The organism is Brevibacillus schisleri (genome assembly GCF_055685845.1).
Window position 1 is genome coordinate 3,416,602 of the sequence record NZ_JBVNDM010000001.1, and the last position, 18,886, is coordinate 3,435,487.

The 18,886-nt window shown below is 46.9% G+C and carries 19 protein-coding genes; 4 read left to right on the plus strand and 15 right to left on the minus strand.

The window, feature by feature from the left end; translation table 11 throughout:
* Positions 1-4 precede the first annotated feature (4 nt).
* A complete protein-coding gene (locus ACUUHJ_RS16260) occupies positions 5-1,492 on the minus strand; it encodes a 4-hydroxyphenylacetate 3-hydroxylase family protein (protein ID WP_472299359.1) in 1,488 nt (495 codons plus the stop codon).
* A gap of 330 nt (positions 1,493-1,822) precedes the next feature.
* On the opposite strand from ACUUHJ_RS16260, the gene ACUUHJ_RS16265 reads away from it, so the two are divergent.
* Together ACUUHJ_RS16265 and ACUUHJ_RS16270 are read left to right on the plus strand one after the other, a co-directional pair.
* Positions 1,823-2,470 (plus strand): Crp/Fnr family transcriptional regulator, encoded by a 648-nt coding sequence (locus tag ACUUHJ_RS16265; protein ID WP_289672836.1) that lies wholly within the window; start codon positions 1,823-1,825, stop codon positions 2,468-2,470.
* Positions 2,471-2,502: 32 nt separating this feature from the next.
* Entirely contained in the window at positions 2,503-3,135 is a 633-nt protein-coding gene (locus ACUUHJ_RS16270) for a Crp/Fnr family transcriptional regulator (protein WP_472299360.1), read from the plus strand.
* A gap of 79 nt (positions 3,136-3,214) precedes the next feature.
* Here the strand turns inward: ACUUHJ_RS16270 and ACUUHJ_RS16275 are convergent, their stop codons facing one another.
* The gene (locus tag ACUUHJ_RS16275) at positions 3,215-5,170 is read right to left on the minus strand and encodes a GTP-binding protein (protein ID WP_472299361.1); all 1,956 of its coding nucleotides are present in this window, start codon (positions 5,168-5,170) and stop codon (positions 3,215-3,217) included.
* A 508-nt stretch (positions 5,171-5,678) separates the two neighbouring features.
* Entirely contained in the window at positions 5,679-7,202 is a 1,524-nt protein-coding gene (locus tag ACUUHJ_RS16280; protein WP_472299362.1) for a YcdB/YcdC domain-containing protein, read from the minus strand.
* 278 nt (positions 7,203-7,480) lie between these two features.
* Between ACUUHJ_RS16280 and ACUUHJ_RS16285 the strand changes: the two genes are divergently transcribed.
* Together ACUUHJ_RS16285 and ACUUHJ_RS16290 are read left to right on the plus strand one after the other, a co-directional pair.
* The gene (locus ACUUHJ_RS16285) at positions 7,481-7,678 is read left to right on the plus strand and encodes a hypothetical protein (protein WP_289672828.1); all 198 of its coding nucleotides are present in this window, start codon (positions 7,481-7,483) and stop codon (positions 7,676-7,678) included.
* The gene (locus ACUUHJ_RS16290) at positions 7,675-8,865 is read left to right on the plus strand and encodes a winged helix-turn-helix domain-containing protein (RefSeq protein WP_472299363.1); all 1,191 of its coding nucleotides are present in this window, start codon (positions 7,675-7,677) and stop codon (positions 8,863-8,865) included. Before ACUUHJ_RS16285 ends, ACUUHJ_RS16290 begins: the two co-directional genes overlap by 4 nt.
* Positions 8,866-8,970: 105 nt before the next feature.
* Here ACUUHJ_RS16290 and ACUUHJ_RS16295 read toward each other — a convergent pair whose 3' ends face one another.
* The 12 genes from ACUUHJ_RS16295 to ACUUHJ_RS16350 form a co-directional block, all read right to left on the minus strand.
* A complete protein-coding gene (locus tag ACUUHJ_RS16295) occupies positions 8,971-9,444 on the minus strand; it encodes a DUF4358 domain-containing protein (protein WP_472299364.1) in 474 nt (157 codons plus the stop codon).
* A 5-nt stretch (positions 9,445-9,449) separates the two neighbouring features.
* The gene (locus tag ACUUHJ_RS16300) at positions 9,450-10,586 is read right to left on the minus strand and encodes a DHHW family protein (RefSeq protein WP_472299365.1); all 1,137 of its coding nucleotides are present in this window, start codon (positions 10,584-10,586) and stop codon (positions 9,450-9,452) included.
* 15 nt (positions 10,587-10,601) lie between these two features.
* A complete protein-coding gene (locus ACUUHJ_RS16305) occupies positions 10,602-12,008 on the minus strand; it encodes an MBOAT family O-acyltransferase (RefSeq protein WP_472299366.1) in 1,407 nt (468 codons plus the stop codon).
* Between the two features lie 21 nt (positions 12,009-12,029).
* Positions 12,030-12,722: a GDSL-type esterase/lipase family protein gene (locus tag ACUUHJ_RS16310; RefSeq protein ID WP_472299367.1), complete on the minus strand. Its 693-nt coding sequence runs from the start codon at positions 12,720-12,722 to the stop codon at positions 12,030-12,032.
* Positions 12,723-12,835: 113 nt separating this feature from the next.
* Positions 12,836-14,656, minus strand: coding sequence for a sensor histidine kinase (locus tag ACUUHJ_RS16315; RefSeq protein WP_472299368.1), 1,821 nt, complete (start codon positions 14,654-14,656; stop codon positions 12,836-12,838).
* Positions 14,653-15,327: a response regulator transcription factor gene (locus ACUUHJ_RS16320; protein WP_472299369.1), complete on the minus strand. Its 675-nt coding sequence runs from the start codon at positions 15,325-15,327 to the stop codon at positions 14,653-14,655. The genes ACUUHJ_RS16315 and ACUUHJ_RS16320 overlap by 4 nt, the downstream gene beginning before the upstream one ends.
* Before the next feature lie 232 nt (positions 15,328-15,559).
* Complete coding sequence (locus ACUUHJ_RS16325; protein ID WP_173605963.1) at positions 15,560-15,784, minus strand: hypothetical protein; 225 nt, start codon at positions 15,782-15,784, stop codon at positions 15,560-15,562.
* 3 nt (positions 15,785-15,787) lie between these two features.
* On the minus strand, positions 15,788-16,105 hold the full coding sequence (locus tag ACUUHJ_RS16330) for a heavy metal-binding domain-containing protein (protein WP_015891250.1): 318 nt from the start codon (positions 16,103-16,105) through the stop codon (positions 15,788-15,790).
* Positions 16,102-16,878, minus strand: a complete 777-nt coding sequence (locus tag ACUUHJ_RS16335) for a CPBP family glutamic-type intramembrane protease (RefSeq protein WP_472299370.1) — start codon at positions 16,876-16,878, stop codon at positions 16,102-16,104. The genes ACUUHJ_RS16330 and ACUUHJ_RS16335 overlap by 4 nt, the downstream gene beginning before the upstream one ends.
* Positions 16,879-16,893: 15 nt before the next feature.
* Positions 16,894-17,679 (minus strand): ABC transporter permease, encoded by a 786-nt coding sequence (locus tag ACUUHJ_RS16340; RefSeq protein WP_015891248.1) that lies wholly within the window; start codon positions 17,677-17,679, stop codon positions 16,894-16,896.
* Entirely contained in the window at positions 17,679-18,596 is a 918-nt protein-coding gene (locus ACUUHJ_RS16345; RefSeq protein ID WP_472299371.1) for an ABC transporter ATP-binding protein, read from the minus strand. Before ACUUHJ_RS16345 ends, ACUUHJ_RS16340 begins: the two co-directional genes overlap by 1 nt.
* Before the next feature lie 32 nt (positions 18,597-18,628).
* Positions 18,629-18,823, minus strand: coding sequence for a PLD nuclease N-terminal domain-containing protein (locus ACUUHJ_RS16350; protein ID WP_007729128.1), 195 nt, complete (start codon positions 18,821-18,823; stop codon positions 18,629-18,631).
* Positions 18,824-18,886: the final 63 nt, after the last annotated feature.

Here is an 18,886-nt window from a genome sequence, read left to right on the forward strand (position 1 = left end):
TTGTTTAAAGAACCTGCTTCGTCTGCGATGCCGTTTTGGTAGCAAAAACGCTGAGCGCACCATCCACCATCGTACAGGCATGAGACTTCTTATAGTTGTTGTAAAAAATCATCAATTTCCGCACCGGATCACCCGTATAGTACCGTTCATATTGCAACAAACGCTGTCCGAAGGCTTCCCCGCACAGGTCCCAAGCGAGCTTAAACAGGCGAACCCGATCTGTACCAGAGATACCCTTTCGTCCCGCATAAAACTTTTCCATATCCTCCGTTAAATCGGGATGCTCCATATCAGAGTCAGTCGGGGACATGAGAAATCCGCCTGCTCCAATAATCTGGATGACTTCGATCGCTCGCGGGTACAGCTTCGGAAGCAGTCCGCGAATGGTTTCGAGCTGTACGTAACCCGGCATGAGCTCACCAGACGGCAAGGTCTCGTAGTCCAGCTCAGCTGTCCTTAGGAGCGCTCTGACCGATTCCAGCGATTGCGCTAGCTCCCCGAGATGGTTTTGGACATTCGGATAGACGTCTACCCCGATGGAGTCTGCCAACCGCATGGCAACTTCTGTGGCAAATTGGAGTTTCAACAGTCCTCTCACCCCTGTTTGGTGCGCCGGCTGCTGACCAATCCCTGTCTTTGGATAAAGCAGGTTGGCCGCTTCTACATTGTTGTAAAGGAATAAGCGATCCCAAGGTACGAGTACGTCATGAAAGACAAGAAGAGCATCCATTTCTTCGAAGCGTGATGCCAAAGGATGGTCATAAATGGAACGAATTCCATCCTGCATGGGCTCTCTACAAATGATGCGCAAGCCAGGCGTGTCAATCGGAATGGCAAATGCCAAGGCGTAACGCTCATCTCCTGGCTGGAACCCAGGGAACGAGTAAATGATGACTTCATCCGTGATCGGCGCCAGTGTCGCGAGCATTTTCGCTCCTTTGACAATCAGCCCTTCCGGCGTCTCCTCTACTGCCCCCAAATGGGTGTAGGCATCGTTTTGTTCGTGCGAGGACTTGCTGCGGTCATTTTGCGGATTGATAATGGCATGCGTTAAAAAAAGGTCTTGGTCGCGCACATACTTGTAATAATTTTTCACATTTTCCGCCCATTGCGGGTTGTACCTTTCCAAGAAAGACGCATTGCTGTAAAGCGACGTCAAGACGACATTGAGAAAATCGGGCGTTCTTCCCATCAAGCCAAAAGTGGCTTCCGCATAGGTTTCGTACAAGACTCGTTTCGCCTGCAATTCCTCAGGGGTCTTTGCAACGAGAAAGGCGTTGTTCACTCGCTCACCGGTCTCCTGACAAATATGCGTAATCTTGTCCTGGTACCTCTCGTCATGCTGCATGTCATACAATTTGGCTATTTCCTGAATCGGCTGTCGAAAAACAGCTTCCTCACATACGTTTGTCACCAATCTGCCTTGCAGCCAAATCTCCGGTTGCCGTGATCCCAAGCCCCGGATGTATTGGTCACCTGTACGGATTCCCACCCAAATTCCTCCCTGTAGATTTTTGTTGGTAGAGCCGTTTTTGTTCTTAAACCGCATTATAATGTCTGCCTTTTCTGAAAAATGTAACCCACTTAACATCACGACAGAAAAATGTAAAACACTGCTCACCTGATTCATGGGTAACTGAGGATGTGTAAACGAATTAACATCATTTCTGTTTTTCTTTCGAATGCACGTCATTTTCACGTTGAAAGATTGGTAAGGAGCTTTTTATTTTCATATAATCAAGAGGGGTAAGTTCAGAAAATTGAGACTTAATATTAGTTGATGGGAAGAGCCTGATCATTGATGAGGAAAGGAGCGGTGATAATGGTATCCTCTTTTGAAACGGATTTAAAATGGGAAACCCTTTTAGAATACGGCACGCGCCAATTTGTGAAAGGAAAAACAGCGATCTATAAGCAAGAGACGATCGGAGAAGGCTTTTATTATCTTCATAAGGGACTAGTGAAGATTGTGACCTCTACCTACAAGGGGAAAGATCGTCTGGTGAACATCGTCGTCCCTGGTCAAATCATGGGACTCCAAACGCTGGATCAACAACCTCATTTCACCACGGCTATCGCTGTCAAGAATGCAGTCGTCTACCATTTCTCCTGTTTGCAATTCCTCGAAATGCTGAAGGCACGCCCCGAACTTTTGTCTCTTTTCACGCAAACAATCAATCAAAAAATGCGGATTCTTCTTACCGCCATCAACATGAAAGCGCTGACTTCAGAAGAGCAAATCGCTCGTCTCCTCCTCAACATTTGCGAAGACTTTAAAAACCACGAGGTTCCCCTCACTCAACAAGAGCTGGCTGAATGTGCTGGCCTCACCCGTATCACTGTCTACAAAATCCTGAAGGCATGGAAGGAACAGGGCATCATTGAAATCAAAAACCGATCCTTTGTCGTCAAACGCCCAGATATGCTAAAGCCTCCACCATTCAAGGCACACACTGCTCGCACAGTGTAAGCAAAAGCAAATCAGTGTGAAAGGTGGTCACAATGGCCTGTCTTCGCTATCAGTGGACTCCGTACCTTATGTATGGCAAGAAGATCGAAATGGGAAAACACACAACGATCTACCATCAAGGCGATGTGGGGACTGGATTTTATTATCTAGACAAAGGGAGCGTAAAGATCACTCTTTTATCTGAGAACGGGCATGAGCGGTCTATCGATTACATTCCCACAGGTGGGTTGTTTGGGGAGCACGGCGCTTACAACGGCTCATACCTAACATCAGCCATAACGACCTCTCCTTCCGTCATTCACTTTTTCTCCGACGAGGACTTATCACGCATATGTCAAGACCACCCACAGTCGGCCGTGATCTTCACCCATTCACAAATCGATAAGCTCCGTCTCCTGGCTGAAATCATCGCGTTCACTGACAGTCCAATAGAGCTTGCGATGGCGAATTATCTGCTCAAGCTGGTAGCTGTGCACGGAAGTAATCATATCCCTATTGATCAGATGTCTTTTGCACGCTATATTGATACGTCTCGCATGACAGTGAACAAGACTTTGCAGAAATGGCGCCAGCAAGGCTTGATTGAGCTTTCTGGACGTAGTGTCATCCGAGTTGTGAATATAGAGGGATTGCGTCGGGTTTATTCTCGCATCCAATGTAAATAGGGCGAAGCCTCCTCAGGCTCGCCCCATCTGCATTCTATATATCCTTTGAAACTCTTGGTACAGCCCTGCTCGGTTCTGCTTAGAGCAGATGCATCTTTACTTCTGCCTCGTCCCACGGCACCGAGTAGCCTGCCCCCCTTGCGCAAAAGATCGAAGAGGATGTATAAACAGGATCTGCGTCCTTTTCATAGCTTTTCCTTTCAAGCACTTCCTCCGCGTTATGGCAGCGATCGTATCCCCCAAATACACAGCGGATGCTACCGCGTCCATGCGTAAAAGAAGCGAATTCGGTGCTGTAATTCATGAATGTTGCTACGGGCACCCTTCCTGTAATGATCGCATGCGTGTCCGACATCTGCGGTGGCTCGAACGAACCGGAGGCGCGCTGAACATCCGACAATACCCTCCCCATCTCGTTCATTCCCACCTTTATTTTGAAGTCATAATAAGGTTCTAACAGCATATTCTCCGCTTTCTCCAACCCCTGACGCAGCGCGCGGAAGGTGGCCTCACGGAAGTCACCCCCATGCGTATGTTCGTTATGCGCACGACCCCTTAGGAGCGTAATTTTCATGTCAGTGACCGGCATGCCTGTCAATAGCCCATGATGCTCCCGTTCGTAGAGATGAGACTGAACCAGATTCTGATAGTTCAAACTCAGTTCATCAGGATGACATACACTAGTGAAGTGGATCCCGCTGCCTCGCTCTCCCGGTTCAAGCAGGAGGTGCACTTCCGCGTAATGCCTGAGCGGCTCGAAATGTCCATATCCTGTCACAGCAGACTTTATCGTTTCTTTATACAAGATTTCCGGTTGACCGAAAGAGACATCGAAACCGAAGCGTTCCTTCACCACCTGCTCCAGCACTTCTAATTGGATCAAACCCATGACGCGAATGTGAATCTCTTGCAAACTCTCTTCCCAAACCACATTCAAAGACGGGTCCTCCGCATTTAGAATGCGAAACGCACCTAGCACTTGCTGCACGTGAAGCGAAGCATCAAACTGTACTTTCGACTGTAGCGTCGGCTCGGTTTCATAAGCAAAATTGTCTGAGTAGAGCCCCACCCCTTGACCAGCTTCGGCCTCGGACAAGCCGACGACCGCGAACAAATCGCCAGCAGTTACTTGTTCAACCGAGTGCGATTTTCTACCCGTAAACAATAAGATTTGTGTAATCTTCTCTTCGTATCGAACTCCACCGCTCTCATAGCTGAGCAGCTCCCGTACCCTTAGGTTGCCACTCAGCGCTTTGACGAACGTTAGTCTCAATCCGTTTGCTGCGTGTCGAATTTTATAAATGCGCCCTCCGAATGGAGCTGTCTCGTCGTAGGACGCGGTCGTCAACAAGGACAGTTGATTCAGGAATTCTAAAACGCCATCATCTTGTAGTGCCGAGCCGTAAGCGCAGGGAAAAAGACGCCCTTCCCGTATCATCTCCTGCAAGGCATCCAGCCAAAAAGCTTGATCCTCTCTTTCCTCTAAGAACGCTTCTAGCAATGAGTCGTTCCGCTCCGTCAGCATCTCTCGTAGCCCCTCAGCGACGATACCGTTGGCGAAGCTGTCCTTGATGGAACAGACATCCCCTGTCAACTGACTGCGTATCTCCTCTTCCGTCCTGCTGGCATCCGCGCCGATCCGATCTGTTTTATTGATAAAGAAAAATGTCGGTATCCGATGTTTGCGCAACAACTGCCAAACTGTCTCGGTATGACCCTGAACACCTTCTACCGCACTAACAATCACGATAGCGTAATCCATTACGCTGATCGCCCGCTCCATCTCAGAAGAAAAATCGACGTGTCCTGGTGTGTCGATCAAATAATAAACGTCACCCTGATGGTGCATAACCGCCTGATCGGCGAACACGGTAATGCCTCTTTTCCTCTCGATATCGTGGCTATCCAAAAAGGCATCTTGATGATCCACCCGGCCCCGCGACCGGATGCTGTTCGTATGGTATAGCAACTGTTCGGCGAAAGTAGTTTTGCCCGCATCCACATGGGCAAACAAGCCGATCGTTAGACGCTTCATGTTATCCCTCTTCCATAGCTACTCGACTGCATTTTTCTTTTCTCATTAAAACATAAGAATGGAGCAGAAGAATAGTTTCGCACATTTTCATTTCCTGCAGGCTCGTATCAGTTGCCAAGCTTCCCCCATTTGCATCCTCTATACCATGCAGAGAGAAGCGAGGTGATAAATATGACTGACGTAGTAGTGATCCTTTTCAGACGTACCGTAGTGCATGGCGTACGGAGGCGAATTATTCGCGACGTTAGCATCATTGGAAGTGCCGCACCATGCAACCGATTTTTAATGATTGGTAGACGTGTGGGTCCAGCTGCACGTTGTCTTTTGAATAACGGGTTCCAACGTGTGTTATCAAGAGATAATGTTTTGGTGTTTATCCGTGTAAGATAAGTAGGTCCGAATGAAAACGGTAGCGAATAGGGTTACCGTTTTCACTGCATCCGGCTCCCTCCCCTTCTAAAAACAAGTGCTTGCTTCTCGTTTTCTTAAGAAGCAAGCACTTGATTACTCATTCTTTATGCTGGATGATTTGACCTTTAAAAGCATCGATGCTGTCTCCTGCTTGTTCATTTCGCTCTGCTATGTAGGCAAGGACGGGAAGTTCAGCTTTTTGTCCGCCAATGATAGGCTTCATGTATACCAGTTTAAGCGGATGATACTTGAGGTACTCTTTTGCTGCCTGTTCAGCACTTACTGCTTTGTTGGGGGTGGGCAAGTTCAGCTTACTGTGTCCAAATTCCCCACTCATTTGCACTGGCTTGCCTGTTTCGCCATGAATCGTGACTGTATAGGTTTGATCAATGATCGGGATATCGTGAACGGTTGGATAAAACGTAAAAGTGTAATGATCCCCTTGCCAATAGTAGCTATTGACTTCTGATACAATCATTTTGGTATCCGTGTTCAAATAAGTTTGCAAAAGCTGAACAGCAGTCTTTTGAGCGTCTTCACGCGTCACTTTTCTAGTAACTTTGCGTTCAATCTTCGTCTTTGCTTCCACACCTACTGACGTTACTTGCCCTGTTTTCTCCTGAACAATCACAAAACCGCTCTGTTCACCTTTTTGCCATCTAAATTCCTTCATGCCTTCACGCATGCGGTCAGAGAAGCTCTGTTCCGAAAAAGCTGTTCCGCTAGAATCAAAACCGACGATGCTCTTCAAAAGAGCAACAGCCTCATCTTTGTTTTTGGCCATTAATTTTTGATTGCCAGGGGTTAGCGGGATGGCCGGGGACAACTGACCTGGTAAAGGTTGAAATTGTGCACTCCTCGTCTCCAGCGAAGTGCCGGTCTGGGCATCCATATAACCGGACCACATGGGTTGATAGGTTAAAACGGGATCGTTACCTGCTGGCCCCAGACGATATACGAGCTTCATCATGCTAGTCAGGGCTTTTTCCGCTTGTTCTAACGAAATAGCCTTCGTTGGTTCGGGGAACTTAGAGACATCGACAAGGTAAGAGCCATTTTCGTCTTTGTTTAAGCTGACAATTTGCCCCTGTGAGTTCACATCAACAAATACATTCTGGTTTAGATAAGGGACGCCATTGATCACTCTTCTAAATACCACTTCATTTACTCTCTTCGATTCACTCTCATCGAATTGCAGCTCCGTTGCCAGCTGCCCGAATAATTCCTTCAGAAATGTCTGCGCTTTTTCCTTTTGGACCTCCAAAGAAAAATTGTCTTCTTTGTTGGGAACTTCCACTTCCAAATCGAAGCTGTTTACTTCTCCGCTTCTCCTATCCAAATAGATGGTCAACTGCGGCGCGGATCTGTCAGCTTTATTTGTTCGTGTGACAACGACCACACCGCTTTTTTCATTAATAGCCATCGTTTGATTAGGCAATTCTTTCATATAGGGAAGTGCCTTGGATAATTTATCTACTGTCTTGTTAATATTGTCTAATATTGTTGGATCAACAGCTTTTGTTGTTCCTTCCGCGAAACCCGGTTCAGCCATCCACGCCGGCGTTGTCGCTACTACAGAAGCAGCGATTAATGACAGGATAGCTCGATTCATCATTCTCATCTTCGTACCCCCTGGGAATGTTTTCATTTACGTTATTCGTTTGAAATTCTAAAAGGTTACAGTTCGATTCGAATATAACGATGATAAGTCAGAGAAGAACCCACCCTGTAAAAATCAGGATGAGTCCTTTTATAGTTAAAGGTACTGGCGGCAAGTAATTTAACTAACGGGCAGTTATTTTTCAATGGCTCTTGTTTTTATGATTCAGACAATGGTAAAATGTAACAGGAACATTAGTTCGTATTTTGTGTATTTTCCTACAGATAGGGGGAATAGGCGTGGTTGACATCGTTGAAAAAGAGCAATTTTCGATTATTGGAAAATTAGGAAAGGGGTTTGCTCCTGAAGCTCCCCAATGGATACCGCCATTATGGCAAGAAGCAAATCGTAACTTTATTGTGATAAGCAACTTCGCCATCCATCAGCATGTGCAAGCTGCTCCCGTTTGTTTCGTTAAGGAGTCGACGCGTACATGATCCAATTGACGAACCGCCAAGCACGGCAATTTCTGTTAATGAAACACGGGCTGTTGGGCGAATATCAATTTACCGGAAAGCAGGGCGTAATGGATTTTGTGCGGCAGGTCGGCTGTATTCAATATGATCCCATCGATGTTTGCGGAAAAAACGCCGAACTGGTTCTGCAGTCGCGAATTAAAGGATTTACCAAGAATATGCTCGACGAGTTGCTTTATCAAGATAGATTCCTGATCGATTATCCCGACAAGAATCTGGCTATTATCCCTGTCGAGGACTGGCCGTATTTTGAGCGATACAGGCAAGCCGCCCGACAACATGCCAAGCGCTATCCCGAAATGGAGGTTTTGACAGCGCAAGTACGGACTCATATCCAAAATCACGGTACGCTAAGTTCGGATGAACTGAAATTGGATGGAGATTTCACTTGGCAATCGGCCATCCACTGGAGCGGTGGAAACAATACATCGCGATCGGTGCTAGAGCAGATGTACTCGACAGGCGAGTTGATTATCCATCATAAAAAAGGAACGCGTAAATATTACGATATTGCCGGGAAGTACATAGCGCCAAACCTGCTGAATGCGCCGGAACCGCTGGAGGACGAACTTGAGCATCACAAGTGGCGGGTACTGCGTCGAATCGGCGCTGTTGGCCTTTTATGGAATCGCGCATCCGATGCCTGGCTGAATATATGGGGATTGAAAGCGGAGCAGCGCAACGAGGTTTTCCGCCAACTGTTACACGAAGATCGCATTGTTGCTGTTACCGTAGAACAAATGAAGGATACGCTATACTGTCGCACGGAGGATTTGCCGCTTATTGAAGCCGTCCAGCAAAATCCAGCGCCGAAATTACGCTGCGAGCTGATTGCTCCGCTAGACAATTTGATATGGGACAGAAAGCTGATCAACAAATTGTTTGGCTTCGATTATACTTGGGAGATTTACACGCCTGCAATCAAACGGAAATTCGGCTATTATGTGCTGCCTCTATTGTACGGAGAGAGCTTCATCGGACGAGCCGAGGTAATCGTGGAACGAAAAGCCGGGACGCTTGTTGTTAAAAACATCTGGTACGAGAACGACATAAAGCCAACAAAGCAATTGCGAACAGCTTTGAACAATTGTTTTCAAAATTTTGCATTATTCAACGGATGCGAGACGATTTCGACAACATTAATTTGAATAACAAGCAAAACACAAGCGGTAGTCTAAGACTTTATTTCCAAGGTCTTAAACTACCGCGTTAGATTAACAACTCCAGTCTAAAACATTATTTTCACCAGACATTTACTTCAAAGCTTCGTCAAACACAGATTCTATTTGACCCACGTCTTTCGACACCGCGAATAAAATAAACGGCCCACTCGTTTTCAAAACATGCTTTTCGATAAGAAAATACTCCTCTGGGCGATAGTCTTTCAATTTGATTGTTTGGGCCTCGATCCGTTGTTGTATTTTCTCTATTACATGTTCGGTATCGCTCGCATCTTTGACTTTGATAACTGCCAGTTCATCCGCTTTTACATTGGATGAAGCCGTGTACAGAATGAAATTCTCCACTTTGTCTGCCTCGATCTGATACAACTTTTGCAGTTTCGTCAGATCCCCCTGATTCATATTCTGTAAGCTTACGGTTTGTTGAATTCTTTCTCCCACTTCGGCGGCCGAAAGTTCTTCGGAAGTCCCGCCGTCACTGGAGCATCCGGTCAACATTCCCATTCCAATTGCAAACATAAGTAGTCCAAACAAAAATCGCTTCATTCCATTCACTCCATGATGTTCAGAATAAAGGTGTCTTCAAAAAACGTTTTGACATTGTAAAGGAATAGCATGTCGTGAAACTGCCGATCTTGGATGAGCTTTGCTACGGATTCCTCATAATATCGAAGGTCTACAACATCAATCTCCGCGAAGTGTTCAGCCAGAAAGGGAATCAGGCTATTGGCGTACGAATCTTTCACTACTAGCAGCTTCCTCCCGTCCGGATGGTCCGTTGTGATTCGTACCAGTGCATGGTTGCCGTTCAGGAATACTGTATACTTATCCTTTTTGGACAGATTATCCATCTGGTACAAGGAATCCGCAATACGTCCTTCGTCCACATACTCCACCTTCTTTTTGCTTTCCTCCTTCGGCAGATAGAGATCGATACGATCGGGCTGTAGATGACGAAAGCCGCTTTTCGAATAGAGTGATCCGTAGAATGCATCCGTCACCTGTCGAATGTTGAACGCAGCTTCGTCTTTTGGAACAATCCCCATCTGCTTGCACAACACCCGATATGCATAATAAGCGCCCTTGCTTGTCCAATGATGATCTGTTTTATAAAAAATGGCATCTTCGGGTCCGGCATACAGCGCGGGATAGACATCAACGAAGCGAATATCAGATGGAAGCGATTGCCGAACTCGATTGAGTGCAGCATACTCGTCGCCCATTGGTGCGTAGGCAGGTAGTTTATCCTGAAGCAACGCGGCGGTTGGTACCAGCATGATGTACTTGCGAAGGTCGAGCGTTGTCTGGTGAATCGACTGAATGGCCTGAACCCTGTCATTCACCTCGGCATCGAGCGGTGATGAGAAATGTTGAATCAGGTATCCATCCTTGCCCAGATAAACGCCGTTGCTGTCCTTTTTGCCCATAACACGATCTGCATCCGTTTTTAGCCCGATCCAAACGTCCCGGAAAGCAAATTGATCGGTGATATAAGCCTCGTAATCAGAAGTGAACTTCCCCGCCAGCAGTGATCGTAGTGAAAATGGCGGCTTCTTTTCTAGCACCCTGTTTTCCGATTCCGAGAACGCCTGATCAGGGGTCAGTATGTTCAAAACGGCCACCACGAGGATAAATAGCAAGAACAACAAGCCCACCACAGCTCGTGTCCATTTGTCATAGTTGGTCAAGGCCTCCCCCTCCTCTCAAAACCGAAAATATAAGAATGGATTGTAATCCTCAAAGACCAAATAAGCGGACGACAAAACCAAGCTAATGATAGAAAATGCTAGAGCTGCGATCATGCCTACCGAATTCCATCGCGTTTTAATTTGCTCCCATACTTTCCTTGGTAGCGGTGTCGCGCACAAGGCCAACAGAACGAGCAATCCCCCATACGTCGTCAGTTCATAGAGCGCCTGGCGATCCACCCATTCGTGCGCTCCGAAACCAAACATCGTACTGATGAACATCCACGCAGAAGGTAAATGTTCGAATTCAAAAAAGACCCACCCGACAATGACAATCAGCAGCGTGTAGAGATGTCCTCCCCAGTTCGGCCAATGCTTTAGCCATTTCAGCAAAAACAGCTTCTCAAACACAACGAAACAGCCGAAATACAAACCCCATACGATAAAGTTCCAGCTCGCCCCATGCCACAGTCCAGTTAAAAACCATACGATCAAGAGGTTACGGAACTGCTTGCCCAAGCCAAACCGGTTGCCACCGAGCGGGATATAGACATACTCCCGGAACCAGGAACCGAGGGAAATATGCCATCTGCGCCAAAATTCTGTGACGCTTTGAGAAATATACGGATACTTGAAGTTTTCCGGGAATTCGAAACCGAACATTTTGCCGAGCCCGCGGGCCATATCCGAATACCCGCTGAAATCAAAATAAATTTGAAACGTAAACGCCAAAATGCCGAACCATGCGGAAAGGACCGTCAATTCCTCCATCGGCGTCGACTTCACATTGGTCCATAAGAGTCCGATATTGTTGGCGAGCAGCACTTTTTTGGCCAATCCCCGGATGAACCATTCCGCTCCTTCGCCGAAACTCTCCAGGGTCACTTTACGAAAGACCAGCTGCTCCGCAATATCTCCGTATTTGACGATCGGACCTGCGACCAGTTGAGGAAACATCGTGACGTACGTGCCGAAAGCGACGAAATTTCGTTGTGCCGGCACTTTACCAAGGTATACATCCACTACATAGGACATCGTTTGGAATGTATAAAAGGAAATACCGACGGGTAGTGGCAGATCAGCCACCTGTGTATGCAGACCGAATAGATCATTCACATTCGAAACGACAAACCCGGCATATTTGAAGAAACCGAGAATCGCCAAACTACCGCAGATGGAAATGAACAACACTGCTCTGGCGATCGGCTTGCGGTGTCTGTACTTGTCGATCACAAGCCCGTTGATATAATCAAATACCGTTGTAAAAATCATGAGGATGATATATACCGGTTCGCCCCATGCATAAAAGATGAGGCTCGCTACGAACAGAACAGCATTTCTCAGCTTATTGGGCGACAAATAATAAACGAGCAGCACAGCGGGCAAAAATTGAAACAGAAAAATCAGACTGCTGAATACCAACGTTCGTTTCCTCCCGCGCCGTTATTTTGCGCTCTCCATACGCGCCAGCTCATCTTTTACGTAATCGAGCAGGATCGGATAAAACTTGGCCTGGAAATGAATGCCGTCCTCATCGTACATGTTAGGATGATCGGCGACAATTGACGACACATCGATGTATCCGACTTTTACCTTGCTTGCCAGCTCTTTCAATCCCTTATTGTAGTCGCCGATATTTTGATAGCGGGGCTCCGCTTTTTCTGCCTTGGCCGTAACCGGTGTAACGGATAATATCGTGATGGTCGCCTCAGGGAGCCTTTCTTTGATGCGCTCGATCAATTGGGCGTAGTACGATAACGAATATTCCTTGGGATGATCGGTCGGCCATAAAATGTCGTCCGAACCCAGCTGGATAAAAATATGCTCGGGCTTTCGCTTGACCAATTCGCCCACATCTTCCAGCGCGAATTCAGCCGTTTTCCCTGCACCTGCCAGCACGTTCTCCTCTTTCAACACATCATGGTAAGACAATCCCTCCGTAATCGAATCTCCGAGAAAAACGCTTGTTTGATACAGTGATGCATATGAGGTTTGCTCCGGAGTGGAGATGTCACCAGCTTGTCTGGTAATCTCGGAAGCGGGTGGTTGTGGTTGTCCATTGGTGCCACATGCCGCAACCGTTAAGGCGACCATGGCGAACAGTGTAATACCCATCAGTTTCTTTTGCACTTTCATCTTTCCCCTTTCTTCTTGAACAAGGTAAAGAGTAATCGTCGAATATCAAGATCAGATGCAGATCAGTTGCAGATTGGGTAGAAATGCAATAAAAAAAGTGCAGAACCGAAGTTCTACACTTTCGTTTTCTTCAATTCAAAATAGAACAAGACGCCTTCGTCCGTATTCATTGCCCCATAGTCCGCCCCATGCAGTTCTAATATCTGCTTGGAGATCGCCAGGCCCAATCCGGTTCCTCCGGTCGAACGGTTGCGGGAATGCTCAACTCGGTAGAAGCGATCCCATATCTTCTCCAGCTGCTCGGCAGGAATCTGGACGCCTTTGTTTTCGATGCAAATCTTGACGGTATCCTCCCCTTCAACCGTCGAGATGACAATATCCTCTTGTTCCGGGGTGTAGCGTATGGCGTTTGTCAGGAAATTCACGATCACCTGCTCGATTCGATGCTGATTGGCGATGACTTCAACTGGGACTAAACGGTGATGCAACTGTAACTGCTTGCCGGCGAGATCCGGTGCCAACTTTACGCAGCTTTTCTCCAGTAGCACATCAATCCGGAACGAATCCATCTGCATTCTATACGTACCGGATTCATATTTTGCCAATTCCAGCATATCGGTAATCAGCAGGTTCATCTTCTGCACTTCATCTTCCATCGCAGCAAAATAGTAGTCACGCTTCGGGCTGTCCGCCTTATCCTTCAAAACGTACAGGCAGCTTTCCATGATGCTGAGCGGAGTTTTCAGCTCATGCGACACGCCCGCTATAAATTCTTTGCGGGTTTGCTCTAGCCGCTTTTCTTTCTCAATATCCTGCTCCAGCCGGACAATATGGGCATGCAGCATATCCGAAAGCCGATTAATATTCCGTGACAGGCTACCGATCTCATCCTCTGTCTTGATCGGAATTTTTTCAGAGAAGTCTAGCTTGGCCATTTTTTGCGTCATGTCGTCCATGCGGAGCAAAGGAGCTGCTATTCTGCGGGAGTAATAGAAGGAGGCGAGCAGAACGAGCAGCAAGGTACCCGCAAGGATGTAGCCGTAATAACTTCGCATGATCTCCGCCGCTTCGTTTACGGGCTGCAGTGATGTCATGGCAAACAGATAAGCGGGTTTCCCTGTTTGATCGGTCACGCGCTCAACGAATATTTTGTAATCGATATTGTTCTCTTGGTAGTCCGTTATGTTGCTTGTTTGCTCCACAACATCTCCGTAGAGAAGATCCGCTTGAAAAGCTTTCACCCGTTCAAGAAATAGGCGGTTCATATAGCGGGATACATCCGCGCCTTGCGGTTTTCGGACCTGTGTGATGGTTCCGCGAAACAAAACGCTGGGATACCGTTCATGGTATTCGGTGCCACTCTTGAATCTCGGGACGACCTCATACTCTTTTTTGACGAGCTGCTGATTCTCCAGTTGATCTTCCTCCCTGAGATTGGAGACACTCCTCCCGATCCGTTGCGCAAACCATTGATTATCGAACATGATCCCTTCCATGGCAATCTGTTGTCCCGCTTTCACATAAGTATCTAAGAAGGGGTTATCGGAGCTTACATCCTCCACATCCATGACCGTGTACAACGGAACGACAATCGACTTGCCAGAAAGAGCGGGGATGATGTCTGAGTCCTCCAGACGGACCTCCATCTGGAAATCGTCCGTGTATTTCAACTGGCCTCTATCATCCAATCGAGCGAACCAGGCATTCGTCTTTTGATAAAACTCCTGTTCCTTCCTGACTTCATCCTGGGAAGCCCCGTCATGAGTCAACTCGTTTTGCCGATAGGATTGAAGGGCTTCCTTCACCTTTTCTACCTTTTGATGAACATAATACTGCTCGAAAAATACGGTTTGTCCGATAAAAATGCTCGCGATCACAGACAGGCATAATCCGGTCGTGAGCAGAAACAGCTTGCGTACAATGCTTGTTCTCATGGTCGCTCCTCGAATTTATAACCGGAACGAACAACCGTGACGATATGCTTCGCATGATCTCCCAGCTTGGAACGCAAATTCCGAACATGGCTGCTGAGCGTACGATCCTCGCCGACAAAGTCGTAACCCCAGATTTTTATAATGAGCTGTTCTCTAGAGAGGATGATACCTTTGTTTTTCATCAAGTAGGCCAAAATTTCATATTCCGTGTGCGTCAGGCTATAATTCTTACCCTCAATCGAAACGGTTCGGGACGGCAAGTGAATTGTAATCCCCCCGCCGGACAACATATCCCCCGGTTCGTGCATTTGTCGGTTTTCCAGCAACCGTTTGGAGCGTGCCAGCAGGATGGGAGGACTGCACGGTTTCACCACATAATCGTCCGCCCCGAGCTCGAACCCAAGCAACGTGTCATCCTCATCCGAACGAGCTGTTAACATCAGAATGGGGACGTTGGAAACTTTGCGAATGCGTCTGCATACCGACCACCCGTCCAATTCTGGCAGCATAACGTCCAGAATGATCAAATGCACTTCATGCTCTTGAAATAACCTCAGAGCCTGACTTCCGTCCTCCGCTTCCAGTACTTCGTATCCCTCGTCCATCAAGTATTCCTTCATAATCTCTCGCAAAACCTGCTGGTCTTCCACAATCAGTATCGTTTTCGCCATGCTAATGACCTCTCGCCCTCTATCTCTCCAAAAGATATTTTTTAGAATGTTATCATGACTTTGCGGTCGTCACAATATGGCTCAGCTTCAAGTCGATATTCGAGATACCTTCCATTACGGGCGCACAACAAAAGCCAAATCTTGTCGACTAACAAGATTTGGCTCGTTTCTACTAATATTCTGCTAACAACATTTTTTCCTGCCCCATGAACTGGACAGTTCTTCTCATCGCTTATTTTTCAATTTTGTAATAGCGATCCCCGGTCTTCGGATTGAAGTATACACGACGTTTTTCCTGCGTTACCGGATCGATCGTCACTTCATTCGTCGGCTCAAATCCAGGCGGGACGATTTCGCCGTGGTCTTGGTGCAGTCGCTTGTCCTTGATTTTCGAGATGATTAGCAAAATGATGAGAAGCAAGACCTGAAAAACGATGTAGGAAATGATATAAATCATTCCTTACACCTTTTCAATGACAACTGCTGTACCGTATGCGACAACTTCCCCCATATTTCCCATATTTCCAGAGTCGTAACGACACATGACCACAGCGTTAGCTCCCATGGCCGTTGCGTTTTTTATCATGCGGTCAAGTGCCTGCTTGCGCGCGTCCTCCAGAAGCACCGTGTACTCCTTGATTTCTCCGCCAACGACTGAACGAAGACCTGCCATGATGTCTCCGCCAATTCCGCGTGCTCGAACGATTAAGCCGAATGTTGTTCCTTTCACTTCAACGACACGATATCCTGGAATGTTTTCTGTTGTTACAACGATCATTTGCTTCTCCTACTTTCTATCGTTTTATTTTTCAAGATCACATGTAGTACGATGTCAGCGCTAAAATGACTGATGATCGCAGCTTCTAAACCGTATTGCCAATATAGGAAGCCAAACAAGATGCCCAAGATACAGTTTAGCAACAACGTCCATACGGTGACCACGGTACCTTTTCCGTACGTCATGTAATTGGTTGGAAGGTGGGATACCGCGAAAACAATGGCGGCCACATAGATGCCCAGCCAATAGGAACTTCCCAGCCATCCCATCTTCTGTGCCAAAAAGACGACAACAGTCATAACCCCTAGACGCATGAGCACTTCTTCGCAAACCCCTCCGTAAAATGACGAGAGAAAGCCGAAGAATCTTGATGAAATCGGTTCTTTACCCATTATTGTGGTTATGTGTTGTTGAAAGAAAGAACGGTCCACCCATTTTACCAAGAGACCTACCACGATACCTGAACCAATCGATACAGTCCAAAAAGACCAGATGGAAAAAGGCAGCCCCGCTCTGGACACCCAGTGATCGAGAATCCAGAGTCGAAGACCAGTGGAAGGCATGAGCCATAGACCTATCGCAGTCGCCAGAGCCAAAAATATACAACTCTGAATGATCATAATCGCAACCATGACAGAAACAGGCGGGACTTTGTTAGTAGAATAGATGGCGGCTTGTAGCTGTACTTGTTGGCGAATCACGTTGGATTGAATAGGTATCGTGCATAGAGCGCACAGTACACTAACCAACCAGATCAGCCAAAAATGTTCCATTTCTACGCCTCCTCTTTAGATTTCTGATCGCTCTAAAAAGTACCAGCCCATAAAGAAAAATACGATGTTGAGTGTAAAGACACCTGCGAGGCCCGGTAACCCTGTGATGAATGCTTGGGCCAGCGTTGAGTTTTCTTGAATTACCATCATCGCCGCATTTGACAATCCACCTGGTGACACCATATCCAAAAATTTACCGAGAAATTGTGGAACAGTGAAGATCAGGATATTGAATACCAGCGAGGCCCCACCGGCACCAACAGCATTGCTAAAAAAGCTGGAGGCGCATAGCGTTGTTGTGACGACAAGGAATAGATTCGGTATGTACATCAACGTACCGATCCATACATGGGTCCAATCTAGTTTTCCGAAAAGGATCTCCGTATAATAGGCAGTTATCCCCATTCCGATTAGCATGCTTGCCATTGTTAACGTGTAGTAGGTAATGGCTTTGGCGAGATAGTATTTAGCTCGACTGATGGGCTTGACGAATACCATGGATGCTACGCCTGAGGCTTTCTCTCCGGCAATGGACCCCATGACGATAAGGATTAGCACAAACGTGCCGAGTGAGCTGAATTTGCTAATCGCCGTCGAGAGTACTTCCGGCGCAGACGGGGTTGGAATTTTGATGACGGCCCCTTCTGGCAGTCCAGTGGAATTGGCCAAAATATCAGGGAGCATTTTCATCGTAATCGGTTGTGTAATCATTAAGGCAATAAACACAATCGGAATGATGAGAATCTTGTAGGTTTTGACCAATTCATTAAATTCTTTTCTGATCATTGGGTGGGAAGTCATCAGTTATTCACAACCTTTAGGAAAATATCTTCGAGGGTCGATGCGGACAAGCGATAATACGCCAGTGTCCCGCCAGTTTCCAAAAGAATGTGCGGCAGGAGTGCCTTGGCTTTTTCCATGTCATTGATGAGAACTTTGTAAATACCGCCGTCTAGGTTCCATTCCCTGATCCAGGTTAGCCCATTCAATACATCGGTTAAATCTATGTCTTGTTGATCAAGCTTGAATTCAATCAGTGGCTCCACATGGTTTGCTCGCAGCTGATCCAAACTGGACGACAGCACCACCGTACCGTCCTTGATGATGACGATGTGGTCGGCGATTCTTTCGATGTCATCCAAAATGTGAGTCGACATAAAAACTGTCATATGTTGTTTCAACTTTTCTATTAGCAATAAGACGTCATATCTGCCCATGGGGTCCAGCGCGGAAACGGGCTCGTCCAAAACGAGTAGCTTGGGGTTGTGGATGAGCGCCTGGGCAATACCCAGACGCTGCTTCATCCCTCCACTGTAACCGCTTATTGGTCGGTTCCTCGCCTCATTGATTCCGCATAACTCCAAGAGTTCATCCGTCCGCTGCGCAATTGTGTGCTTGTCCAATCCATAAAGTTTGCCCACCCAATGCATCCACTCTGTCGCTGTCATGTAGTTATAAAAGGCAGGGATTTGTGGACAATACCCTACTTCACTTGTGACTTTATTGCGGTCAGTCACGACGTCGTAGCCTACCACTTTCACTTTTCCTCCGGTCGGTGCAGCCAATCCGGTTAGGATGCGAATAGTCGTCGTTTTCCCGGCACCATTCCCCCCAAGAAAACCGACACAACCGATGCCATCGACGGAAAAGGTTACGTTCTTTAACGCTTTATGCTCTTTATATTCCTTTGTGAGGCCTTCACATTCGATAACTCGCAAAGAATGTCAACCCTTTCCTCGGTTCTCTTGAGCTAGTCTTTTCTGCCTACAAAGAAATACACGATCGGACCCAAGGTATTTATAAAGATAATGCCGAGAGCCCATGGCCATTTTTTTCCACCTGCAACGCGGTATGCTTCACGTCGAGCCAAGTCGATTAATGCGATAACTGCTAGGATCAATTGAATAGCAATGATAGGTGCAAGTAGCTGAATGTCAAATGGCATGGATAAAACCTCCAATATTTGTAGTTATTTTAAAGTTTATCACTATTTTGGTTATTTTCCCAC